The organism is Methanomicrobiales archaeon, from assembly GCA_030019205.1.
Taxonomy (GTDB): Archaea; Halobacteriota; Methanomicrobia; order Methanomicrobiales; family JACTUA01; genus JASEFH01.
The window spans coordinates 1-11,649 of the sequence record JASEFH010000034.1 but is presented as its reverse complement, the minus strand read 5'-3'; the positions used below and the strand labels follow the sequence as shown (position 1 = coordinate 11,649).

Annotated in this window: 11 protein-coding genes; 3 read left to right on the top strand and 8 right to left on the bottom strand. The window is 61.8% G+C overall.

The window, feature by feature from the left end; all coding sequences use genetic code 11:
* Both QMC96_12600 and QMC96_12595 read right to left on the bottom strand, forming a co-directional pair.
* On the bottom strand, positions 1-315 hold a 315-nt coding region (locus tag QMC96_12600; protein ID MDI6877597.1), incomplete at its 3' end, for a transposase.
* Positions 316-335: 20 nt separating this feature from the next.
* A complete protein-coding gene (locus QMC96_12595) occupies positions 336-854 on the bottom strand; it encodes a hypothetical protein (protein MDI6877596.1) in 519 nt (172 codons plus the stop codon).
* A gap of 515 nt (positions 855-1,369) precedes the next feature.
* On the opposite strand from QMC96_12595, the gene QMC96_12590 reads away from it, so the two are divergent.
* Positions 1,370-2,812: a hypothetical protein gene (locus QMC96_12590; protein MDI6877595.1), complete on the top strand. Its 1,443-nt coding sequence runs from the start codon at positions 1,370-1,372 to the stop codon at positions 2,810-2,812.
* A gap of 23 nt (positions 2,813-2,835) precedes the next feature.
* Here QMC96_12590 and wecB read toward each other — a convergent pair whose 3' ends face one another.
* Positions 2,836-3,906, bottom strand: a complete 1,071-nt coding sequence (gene wecB, locus QMC96_12585; GenBank protein MDI6877594.1) for a UDP-N-acetylglucosamine 2-epimerase (non-hydrolyzing) — start codon at positions 3,904-3,906, stop codon at positions 2,836-2,838.
* Positions 3,907-4,043: 137 nt separating this feature from the next.
* Between wecB and QMC96_12580 the strand changes: the two genes are divergently transcribed.
* Together QMC96_12580 and QMC96_12575 are read left to right on the top strand one after the other, a co-directional pair.
* The gene (locus QMC96_12580; protein ID MDI6877593.1) at positions 4,044-4,304 is read left to right on the top strand and encodes a hypothetical protein; all 261 of its coding nucleotides are present in this window, start codon (positions 4,044-4,046) and stop codon (positions 4,302-4,304) included.
* Between the two features lie 76 nt (positions 4,305-4,380).
* Positions 4,381-5,130, top strand: coding sequence for a hypothetical protein (locus QMC96_12575; GenBank protein MDI6877592.1), 750 nt, complete (start codon positions 4,381-4,383; stop codon positions 5,128-5,130).
* A gap of 95 nt (positions 5,131-5,225) precedes the next feature.
* Here QMC96_12575 and QMC96_12570 read toward each other — a convergent pair whose 3' ends face one another.
* The 5 genes from QMC96_12570 to QMC96_12550 all read right to left on the bottom strand — a co-directional run bounded on the left by QMC96_12570 (position 5,226) and on the right by QMC96_12550 (position 10,853).
* Positions 5,226-5,708: an acyltransferase gene (locus QMC96_12570; GenBank protein MDI6877591.1), complete on the bottom strand. Its 483-nt coding sequence runs from the start codon at positions 5,706-5,708 to the stop codon at positions 5,226-5,228.
* 34 nt (positions 5,709-5,742) lie between these two features.
* The gene (locus QMC96_12565; GenBank protein MDI6877590.1) at positions 5,743-5,979 is read right to left on the bottom strand and encodes a hypothetical protein; all 237 of its coding nucleotides are present in this window, start codon (positions 5,977-5,979) and stop codon (positions 5,743-5,745) included.
* Between the two features lie 179 nt (positions 5,980-6,158).
* Entirely contained in the window at positions 6,159-7,682 is a 1,524-nt protein-coding gene (locus tag QMC96_12560; protein ID MDI6877589.1) for an oligosaccharide flippase family protein, read from the bottom strand.
* Between the two features lie 34 nt (positions 7,683-7,716).
* Complete coding sequence (locus tag QMC96_12555; protein MDI6877588.1) at positions 7,717-8,898, bottom strand: glycosyltransferase family 4 protein; 1,182 nt, start codon at positions 8,896-8,898, stop codon at positions 7,717-7,719.
* Positions 8,899-9,062: 164 nt separating this feature from the next.
* Positions 9,063-10,853 (bottom strand): hypothetical protein, encoded by a 1,791-nt coding sequence (locus QMC96_12550; GenBank protein ID MDI6877587.1) that lies wholly within the window; start codon positions 10,851-10,853, stop codon positions 9,063-9,065.
* Positions 10,854-11,649 lie beyond the last annotated feature (796 nt).

Genomic DNA, 11,649 nt, shown 5'->3' with positions numbered 1-11,649 from the left:
GTACCAGAGCGTGGTGTGATCCGGTATCTTCTCCGGGAATCCCCGGAACTTCCGGAAGGAGATGCGGTCGTTCGCCTGCCGCTCCATCTCCGGATCCGATAAACCGTGGAAGGACTGCAGAACGAGCATCTTCAGCAGCAGGATCTCATCGGTGTTCGGTTGTCCACCGCTCTCTTTGTCGCTGTTATAGAGATTGCTCAGGATTGGACGAAAAGCCTCCCCGTCGATCAGCGTCTCCAGGTCTGCGAGCCGGTCTCCGAGTCTCTGGATGCGTTTGTGCTCCCCCTTCAGGACAAAATCGGTCAGGGGGTTCATTGCCAGAGAGATCAACGGGCTTAGACATCGCTTTTATGATGCGGGATGGGGTTTATCGCAATCCTGGATATGCTTCTTGCGGTAGATGGCGGAAGACTAATACGATGCGCCAACTCCGACAAACCAGAGCGGGAGCACATAAGCAGAGACCGCGACCATGTTGATGGGGGTGCAACGATGACGGATACGATGAAGGCAAAGATGAAGGTTCCTGCAACCGTGACTGCGGACACGTCATCCTTACGGTAGAGGAAGAATGACCCGACGAGCAGCAACCCAAAAATCCCCGCCGATGTGATGTATGTGAATCCCGAGAGCTGGAACCACGTCCGGGTGATGACATCCCTACCCGAGCCTTCATCCAACCACAGGGAGTTCAAGTCGAGGTTGATCGGCCGTATCAGCGTGGCGAGCAGGGTGAGAATCCCGGGAAGAAGGTGGGTGTCATCGGGGGGGTGAAATTCCCGTTCTTCTACATGTCGCATAACGGCTTTTCCAAGTAAATTTCGCTTTCCATTTTGGCGGATGTCGTCATGCACCCTCCGAAGCCCCTCTTTCAAGGGGATCTGCGCCTCCCATCCCCGCGGGGAGGCGATAGGTCCTGGCCTTATCTGCCGATGTGCGATCCGTCCCGATACCGGGACGGATCATTCCTCCTCCGACATGCGTTTCGCCCCCATCTATCCCAAGCAGCACCGATCGTACCGGCAGCTATGCCCCTTGAAGTGATGCAGAGGATCGGCGAGGCGCCAGGGCCGGATGGATGAACCGTTTAATTCGACCTCCGGCGGGCGCACAATGATCCTGGCGCCGGGACAGGGCGATATCCATCGCGATGGATCTCCGATGGAGAGAGGCAGTCTTCCCCATCCAACAACGAACAGCATCGCCCCTCCGCTCGCCGCTCCTTCAGAGGGATCCGCAGCATACCGCTGCAACCGCGGTCCGGCCCCTCCAGCCACGGCCGTGGACGCGGAAAGGGGGAGGGGGCGGTGGATTCCCCGCGCTGCATGTACGATACTTTATTCAGTCTGCTGACATACCGCTAGAAGGGATGGCATACACGCGGACGGTAGCAGGACTCTCCCTTCTCATCGCGCTCCTTGCGGTTGCCGCGGCATCCGCTGCAGGTCCGGTGGGGACGTCCTCGGGAGAGGAGATAGTGCTGCCCCTAAGCGGGATCGCGGACGGTGATTCGGTGAGCATTACGTTCTCCGCAGTCGATATCCCGTCGGGTGCCGCCGCTCTCAATCTCTCCGGCGTACGACTCCCGTTCACCCTCTCCGGGGGGTGCGTCACGGCATCGGGAGCAGGATTCCGGAGCATCCGCTACGAGATGCAGAAGGGGGAGCAACTCTGGATCCGGCAGTTTCCGGGTTCGGCAGGGGAGGTATCCGATCCCGTCGCAACCGTGGGTGGCGAGTATACCCATCTGCACATCCTCGGGCAGGACCCGCTGGCCCAGGGGAGTGCATGCCTCTCGCTGACGCTCTCAGGCGTCCTGCAGGAGAGTGAAGGCGATCCGATCCGGTTCGCTCTGGACGGAGGAACGGGCGGAGATGTGACCGTCACCGTCACCCGCAACGGCGAGGATCTGGTCGAACGGCGGCTGACGGAGTCTCGTCGAGCGCCGCCCGCGCCTTCGCCGACGGGGTCGCCCACGCCTCCTGTCTTCGCCACCTTGGAGGGCGTACCGGTGACCTACGTGGTAAGTGTCCCCGGAGTGACGGTCAGCGGGGACAATGCTCTTTCTGTGGACCGCCTGAAGGCCCGGGGCGCCCAGTTCATGGTGTCAGTCGCCGAGGATTCGATCGTCATCAGCCGCGAGGCGGCGGTGCTGACGATCGGCTGCAGCAACATCCAGCAGACGGCCCGGAACATCACGGGCGAATTCAAGAGCCTGCGTCTGGCCGGCGGGCCGCAGTATGCCAACCTGAGCTGCGGTGTTGTGGAGGTGTGGCTCGAGGCCTGGTTCGAGCGGATGCCGGTGAATTCCACCGTGCAGGTGGTCCTCCGCGAGGGAGGAGATGCAGAAGCGCTCCAGCGTGCTGCCGACCGGAGCAGACTCGATCTCGTCGCTGTCGCCTATACGGCAGAGATCGCGGGAGTGAATGCCACCCGGCACGGTCCGGCCGCCATCCGCATGAGCATCCCCGCCGCCTGGCTCGACGAGCGCGGCGGGATCAGCAGCATCAGGATCGCCCGGATCGCCGGGGGCGGAGCAGCGGATATCCTCCAGACCACCTACACGGGCCTGAACCAGAAGGGGGATCCGCTCTTTGAGGCGCAGTCCCCTGACGGCCTCTCCTCCTTTGCGCTGGTCGCCGTAAAGGCCCGATCCGTCCCGACCACTCCGAACAATCACTCCCCCATCGCCGTGGCGGAGGAGATCGTGGATGACGCCGCTACCTGGTTCACCGCCAACCTCATCCTGCTCATGGCCCTCGCCTCCCTCATGGTGGTGATCCTGATGCTCGCCTTCTCCCAGTGGCGGTAGGCGGCAATGCGATCGTCCGCCGCCTAAAGGAGGAGCGTGCGATCCAGGATCCTCTCTCCGGCCTGTCCGTCGCCGAAGGGGTTCTCCCAGCCCCGCCGCCGCGCCAGCATCTCCTCCGCCGCGGCCAGGATGCGGCGCGGATCGGTCCCGCCCAGCATGTTCGCGCCCACGTCCACAGTCTCGGGCCGTTCGGTATTCTCCCGCAGGGTGACGCAGGGCACGCCCAGGATGCAGGCCTCCTCCTGCACCCCGCCGGAGTCCGTGAGGACGAGCCGGGCATTCGCCTCGAGCTGCAGGAACTCCAGGAACCCGAGCGGAGGGATGGCCCTGATCCCGCCCGCCTCGATTCCGAACTGCCGCATGCGGCTTGTCGTGCGGGGATGGACGGGGAAGACGACAGGCATACCGACTGTCCGCTGCACATCCCGCAGGCCCGTCAGGATACCCTCCAGGCGGGCACGCTCGTCCACGTTCTCCTCGCGGTGGGCGGTGGTGAGGATGTAGCCGCCGCGTTCGAGACCCAGGGACTCCAGCGCTCGAACCCTGCGGTCCGCGATCTCCCGGTTCTGGCGGACCGCATCCACGATCGTGTTGCCGACGACGGCGATCCGCGCATCCGGGATCCCCTCCGCGAGGAGATGCCGCCGGGCGGTCTTGGTCGGGGCGAAGAGCAGATCGGCTACGTGGTCGGCCACCACACGGTTGATCTCCTCCGGCATGCGGCGATCGAAACTCCGCAGTCCGGCCTCCACATGCCCGACGGGTATGTGGAGCTTCGCCGCAGCGAGGCTGGCGGCGAGCACGGTGTTCGTGTCGCCCTGGACGAGCACGGCATCCGCCCGCTCCCGCAGCAGCACCTCCTCGACACCGCCCATGATCCTTCCCGTCTGGACCGCGTGGCTGGCGGAGCCCACCCCCAGGTTCACGGCGGGCTGCGGCAGCTCGAGCTCGTCGAAGAAGATGCGGTCCATCTCCGGGGAGTAGTGCTGGCCGGTATGCAGCACGCGGTAGTCGACCCCGCGACGTTCGCATGCCCGCACGATCGGCGACATCTTGATGATCTCGGGGCGGGTGCCGAGAACGATGGTGATCATCGCAGTTCCTTCTCGGAGTATTGCACGGATCGGCCCAAAATTCTTTTCCATCGTCTCGGGAATCTGGCCCCCCTGGATGAAGGGGCCTCCGCCCACAATATCTTTAATAATATGCACTGTGTAAGTAGTGCACTGGCATGGAGAAGAGAGGAATTGCTGCACTGGCACTTTTGGTCTGGATGTTTGCCAGCGTTACGATCATCGCGCTGACCGGCTATCCGTATCTGGACGTCTACTTCATCCTGATGCTGCTGGGTCTCGCCCTGATCCTGGAATTCACGGAGTCCTTCTTCTCCCGACCCCGGTATCACTCCTATCTCTGGTTCCTGTTCGCAGCGAACTCTGTGATATTCGTCATCCTGATGGCAGAGAGAATCATGAGGATATTGAGACTATGACGGCTCGACAGATGTACCTGTCTGGAGTACCGAACCGCTCCCCATGTTGGGCGGAGGAACGGCGGGAGGGCGCACTGTGATGCGGGGAGCACGCTACGAGACCTTCGGCATCCTGCTCATGAGTGCGGCATCCCTCCTGCTCTTTGTCGCGCTCCTGCAGGACAGGACGGACTTCCAGCGGACGCTTCTTTCCCTCTACGGCATCAGCGGGGTCCTCGGTGGCATCTTCATCTATACGATCCCCCGCTGGGGAGCCATCGATCTCCGTCTGGCGAACCTCCTTCCCGTGCAGGGCAGCATCAACCTCGCCACGGTCTACAGCTCCCTCGGTGCGCAGGAAAATGCACGTTTCACCCCCTCCAGCGGGAAGCATGCCGCCCCCATGCAGGTGCTCTCCCTGGACGGCGGAGGAGAGCATTACGCTCCCGGCGCAGTCGGCAAGGGGGGCGATCTGCTTGTCACGCCCCTCGGGAACCCCATTCTCCAGGAACTCCGGAAGAACTACCCGTTCATCTTCGTCTCTGATGAGTCCGGCATGCTCTGGGCGATCAAGAAGACCTGCGAGGACATCCTGACCGTTGCGGATGCCGTGGAGACGCGGCGGGAGGGGGATATCGTCCACGTGCAGCTGCATGGCTACCGGCTCTTCAACACCTGCACCCTGATCCAGCAGGCCTCTCCCCGCCACTGCACCCGGTTCCCCTGCCCCATCTGCAGCCTGGTCGCCTGCCTGCTGGCAGAAGGGAGCGGCAGAACCACGAAAATTGAGGACATCTCCCTAAACCGAAAGGATCAGTCGGTCTCCCTTGCGATCTCGATGCAGTAGGGCGTATCCGATCTCACAGCCAGGGATCCACCTGCGGCACAGAACGGGGAGGTACCCCTGCGCTCTCCCGCAGAGCAGCTCGGCGGGAGTAGCGGTCAACGGTGAGAGGGCAGCCGCCGGCGGCTGCGGTTCGGCATCCTCGTGCAGCCACCACTCGAGCGGGGGCGCGCCGGCTCGTTCATAGAGCGGTGAGGAGACGGGGAGAACCGTGCTGCGTCGGCTTCCGACGGGGACGTCCCGAGCGGAGAGGCAGACTCCGCCGCCGGCTCTCCACGGGCATCCAGGAGGCGGATCGGGCGGGCAGGATTGCCGGCGATAACGAGGTTTCCCTGCGGATACGACTTGGTGACGATGGAGCCCGCTCCGACGATCGTGTGATCGCCCAGGTGCACTCCCGGCAGAATGACAGAGTTTGCCCCGATCCAGCACCTATCGCCGATAATGACATCCTTTCCGGGCTGATACGCCTCGAGATCGGAGAAGTCGTGGTTTGCCGTGACGATGGTGACATTGTTCGCGATGTACGAACCCTTCCCGATGACGATCGTGCCCCTGGCATTCTGGTAGTAGGTGCCCATTGCCGGGAAGTTGTTGATATCCTCGGGGCAGAACTCAATATTCTGTGGACTCAGGATCTTGATGAAGGGGGATACCGGCCGGGGGGATGTGGCGGTTGAACCCGAAGATCTTCTGCCAGACGATGATCCGGAGCACCCAGTGCCAGCCGGTGGCGCTCGCATCGAAGTACCGCCCCCGCAGGTACTGCTTGTCGAAGAAGAGCGAGCCGAAGACCCGGAGTAGCGGCAGCAGCAGAACGAAGACCTTCTTCTTGCAGAACGCGGATGGCATGGGGAGAGCCCCAGGATGGTATTTGTAATGGATACTTCCTCTATTTAGTCTTTCTGCCACAGCCCGCCTCGATCGAAGGCTGCGGGCGGGGCTGCGCGAATCGATCCCTGCAAGCAGTCTGCAGAGATGCTGCCTGCCGGTACCCCGCGAAGTGTCAGGAGAGGGGCTGCCTCCCCTCTTCATATCCAGCGGTCTCGCAGGGCGGAGAGTGGGCGCGAGATCCCCAGCTGGTCCAGCAGTCTGCGGGCCTGGACATCCGTACGGATCAGGTGGAGGTAATAGAACAGCCCCAGGGCGACGGCTGCCAGCAGAAGCGTGAGGCGTCCCGCGCCGAGTATCTTCAATACACCGAGCGCCGCAATGGCGGGAACCACGAGAGCCAGCCGCTGCAGCAGGAACTGCCGCACCGCTACCAGAGGCACGCCGGAGAAGTCAAGCACGTTCAGGCAGAGGTAGCCATAGGAGAAGATGCCCGAGACGGCGAAGAGACCGAGCGCGATCCGTGGATCCCCCGCGAGTCCGCCGACGTAGAGAGCGGCGACGCGGGTGCCCAGGTTGAGGGCGTTGACCTTCAGCCCGAAGTCCTGCCGCTCCAGCACCAGATAGAGCGTGCTGAGCGGGGAGGAGATGAACCACACGAACGCCCAGATGCTCAGAATCTGCGCGTAGACTCCGGCCTCCATCCAGACCTCGCCGAAGACCAGCGCGAAGAGGTCCGCCCCGATGATGGTCACCGCCAGGATGGGGAAGATGCCCGCGCCGACCAGCATCCGAAAGGCGCCCTCCGTCAGGGCTCCGAGCCGCCCTTCCAGTTTCGCCTCTGCCGCACGCTGGAAGAAGACCTGGGCGAGCGCCCCGCCGACGAAGAACATCGGGAGCTGCAGGATGCGGAAGCCCAGGGAGTAGAACCCCACGATGGCGGGCGAGAAGAAGGCGGCGAGGAAGAATACAGGGAGCTGCCAGGCGAGGGCGTTCAGCACCGCGGATACGGTATCGAAGAGGGGGAATCTGCGGTAGCGGCGGAAGCCTCCGATCATACTCTGCCAACGCACGCTCTCCCGGAACAGGCGCCTGTCGTCCCGCCAGATCTGGACGCCGAGGATGAGGGTCGATACCAGGTGCCCCAGGAAGTTTGCGCCGATAAGACTCCCGCCAGAGGTGAAACCGGCGAACCCGGCCCCGACCTGGGCGCCCGACATTGTCACGGAGCTGGTCACCCGCGCGGCCGAGAGGCGGCCAAACTGCTTCGTGCGGGAGTTCCAGTAGTTCAGGGCGCTAAAGACGCCCAGAACCAAGACCGTGAGCGAGACTAGCCAGAGGTATGTTTCCAGCTCCGTCGCATTCAGCAGTTCCAGGATCGCCCTCCCTCCTATCCAGAATACGGGGACTGTCAGCAGGCTGAAGAAGGCGGAGAGCGCCAGGGAGAGTCCGAGCAGGTTCGCCCCCTCTGCATCCGAGTGCGGCAGGACGATCGAGAACTCATAGCGCAGGCAGGCGATCATACCCAGAAGACCGGTGATCGCCATGAACAGGGCCAGCAGCCCGAACGCCTCCGGACCGTAGAGCCGGGTGAGGATCGGAGCGACCGCGATCGAGACGAGCTGGGCGGATGTGGTCCCCATCACCAGGCGGATGAGATCGCTGAAGAAGCCCGTCCGCCGCCGCGGCGGAGAGGGGTGAACCGCACTACCCTCCTGCATCATACCTGCCCCCATCCTGTTATCCTGCCCCGCCCTATCAGCGCGCCGCGGAATAATCCCCGCAGGATTCGCTGCCGCGCCCCAGGACGCGCCGGTACACCTCCAGCTCCTGCGCGATCCTCCGCTTCCAGCTCCTCTGCTGCAGGATGGTCTCGCGGGCGCAGGCCCCCAACCGCTCCCGCAGGGCCGGGTCCCGGATCAGGCGCTGCAGACCCTCCGCGAAGGCGCCCACATCCCCCGGCGGGACCGTGATCGCGTTCTCGCCGTTGCGGAAGATCGTGGTCCCTCCGCTGTCGAATACGACCACCGCCCGTCCGCACGCCATCGCCTCCTGGATCGAACGGTTGACGTTGCTGATGGTGGACGTACCCACAACGATGTCCGCAGCGGCGATCTCCTGCCCGATCGCATCGAGCGGCTTCTCCCCGATGAACTCCACCCGATCGGAGAGGCCGCTATCCTTCACCATGCGTTCGAGCTCCGTTCGGAGAGGGCCCGAGCCGGCCAGCTTTAGCAGGGCGCCGTCGCCTCCATCGCAGCGGACCAGTCGATTGAAGGCCTGGATGGCCAGGTCCACCCGTTTGAAGGGGACGAAGCGGTGGTTCGAGAGGATCACGCAGCCATCGGCAGATCCGCGGGCAGGTGGCGGGGCGAACCGATCGGTGTCGATGGCGTGGAACACCACCGTGCAGGGGATTCCCCTTGCCTTCAGCTCGTCCATGAAGGCGGCATCCATGTTGCCGTCGTCCAGCTGGACGACATGATCCGGGCGGACCAGGCGGAAGAGGAGCGCCTGGAGCCCCCGCATGAGCGTCCATGTGACGCGGGGCTGCGTGATGAGGGCCGGTGCCCCCTGGGACGCGATCACCACCGGAACTCTGATCCCCCGTGCCCGCAGCAGCAGCAGCAGGAACTGCCCGAGGATCAGCCCATGGACGTGGACGAGATCGATCCCTTTCCGGCCCGCCACGCGCTTCGCCGCATTCCAGGCATAATAGAGGGCGTTGAGCGTGGGGACACCCGGCACCCTTCTCAAGGCGGGACTTTTTACGAGCACTGCGTCGATCCTCTCGATCGGGACTCCGAGGCGGGCGTCGTACTCCCGGAACTCGCCATCAAGCCGGGGCGCAACTATCGTCTGCTCCCGCAGATGCGGGTTAATCTCTCTCGCCAGCTCACTGACATGCATGGCGTGGCCGCTGTTGTCAGGATAGAACACACCGGCCACCCGCACAATCGAGGCATCCAGCGTCTCCGTTCTTCAGCACCCCCCGCTGCAATGCCGGTTGGGGGGGGCGCTCTTCCGTCCCGCAGACGGGGCCGCGGCATCCACTCTGATGATGCGGGAGACGCCGCGGGCTCTGCCAGCGCTGCAGGAACGATCTACCCGAATCCAGGCTGAATGCTCCAGATGGAACCCTCCCCGTTGACGTAGAGTTTGTTCACCGATGCGTCCCTCTCCAGCCGTTCGAAGTCGTCATGCGTGAACCTGCCCACGCTGGTGTAGAGATCGGTGTAGAGCCTTCTGTCGAACTCCGTGCTCAGCAGGTAGCGGGTCGCCGTGAAGGTCTCGCCGAGCCGTGGGCTCGCAGGATAGTTGAAGTGATCCGGCACCCGCGTGACGTTCCTCTTGATACCCTGCAGATTGGCCTGGCGGCTCCCGACGACGGCATCCGCAAGCCTGTATAGAGGATTCTGGATGTCGGCATAGTAAGCGGGATCTCCGCGGGACTCAAGCAGCCAGTGGGTGGCGACAACGTCCTGCTCTGTGATCTGGGGGTTTGGCCGAAGGATCAGCGGGGAAGGGTAGAGGCTGAAGGTGCTGATCAGGAGTGCGGCGCAGATGACAGTAAATACCGCAGCGAGACGGAGCGGTCTCCCCCGGATATTGAAGGCATAGAAGGTGTAGCCTACGATGACGGGGACCAGGATGAAGACGAGCGGTATGATCCGCTCCGCTGCGATGCTCTCCAGACCCCTGACGATGTTGAAGAGGTAGGCGGCATACACAAGCCCGAAGAAGGCGATGGATCCAAGAATCAGGATAGCCGGGAAGTACGCCTCGCGGGACCGCCGGTACTGCCGGATGATGATGGCAGCGCCGACCAGGCATATTGTGATGTAGATGATATTATGTCCTAGCGAGCGGAACCCGAGATCCAGGAGACCGGCGAAGTCCAGGTTGACCTTCTCCACCCGCATCGCCAGCTCCCCGAATTTGTCCAGGGATTCGCCCGTCATCAGGATATAGTAGAGGCTCCGCACGTTGCTGTGGAACTGGCGGAAGGAGAGGAGCCACGGGACGAAGATGGCTCCGAGGACGGCAACCTCCTTGATCGGCAGATTGAACATCACCATGCCCCGGGTCAGGCGGCGGTGCACTCCGCGCATGTGGAGGATGCGGACAATGCCGATGAAGAGCAGAAGCAGCAGCAGGACTGCCGATCCCAGCGGGTGGAGGAACGGGAAGAGGACCAGACTGACGACCAGCAGGAGCTTGAACTCCTGGCTCCTGATCTCCTTGACGATCAGGTAGAGCACGAACGGCAGCAGGAAGAACGCCCAGCCGTTGGGCATGAAGTAGATGTGGTAGGCACTGTTGAAGACGGCACCGATGGCGGCGAAGGTGAGGAGATTCACCTGCTGCGTCCTGAAGAGGGCATGTGCCAGTGCCACGATGGAGAGCACGTAGAAGACCGAGATCACGGCAGCCAGACAGTTGGTGCAGATCTCCACGGAGAGCCCGCTGACGACGGTGACCGCGGATGCCAGGATGTGGAGCGCCGGATAGTAGTTGGTGGACTCGACATGCCCGAGCGCCACGATATCCCTGACGACCCCCATATGCGAGATGTGGTCTCCTCCGAGGCTGTAGTATCCCCGGATGTAGGGGACGAATAGCAGACTCACCCGGGCAAGAACGATGATGGAGAGGGCAGCAGCCCACGGTGCCCCCCTCCCACTTCCGCCGATGTATGCCTGGCATAGGAGGATGAATATTCCCCCGATCGCGCCGCCGATCAGGAGGATCCATACCAGCGCCGGGGTGGAGCCGTACAAGGAGAACTCGTACCCCTGTGCCGGATGCAGGTAGGCGATCAGATCGGCCGCCACAATGGAGAGGAGACTGCCCCCTGCCAGGAGAGGGAGAATGATGGCGCTGCCTCCTCTCATGGCAGGTCTCTCCCCTGTCTATACTGCCGGATAAACATAAAACACGGCATAAACACCCCGTGCGTGTCTGTAGACCATCTATTCATATAAACTTTTGGTGAATACGGTGCTGCCGCAGGGTCAGAATGCGGTGCGTTCGGGATCCGGTCGGAATCGCAGCAGTAATTTTGTTAATTTATTAAAATTTATCATAAATTAACCATAGTTCCAGCATTTAAGGATAACAACAATAGCATTTGAATAGATATCCGAGATGCAGGGGGAAGCCAGAATTTGCGGCGCAGATAGGTCATGGCCATGGTAAAAATTCGAAATTTTATTTTTCTGCTAAACAATTCATGTTCGAGAACGGTAAGCCCATGTATTCATTTTCCGGGCATTTTCTAATTGGCTTTCTTTGATTATAAATATTATATAAATATTCTTTATTCCAATAAGAATTTAATAAACCTCTATTCAATTTTTTTTCGCAAAAACTTTACTTCAATACCAAAAATCGTAAATTATTATATATTCCTGTTTATTATAAGTTTCAAATAGTGCAAAATTAAACAAATTGTTCGGTGAGGCCATGACAATTGGAAATCGCCAGATAAGGGCCTGTTCGGATCCCACGGAGTATCCGAACAGATACGCAGGGCCCACCTTGCAAAGAAAGACGACCACAGCCGGAATCCGTCGAGCACTGGTTCTCGGGCTGGTAGCGATCCTGGTGCTGGGCGGAGCGGTAATCCCTCCCGTCAGCGCCGCCGAGACCTACGGCGCGGAGTCCAACCCCACCGGCAACCCGATCGGG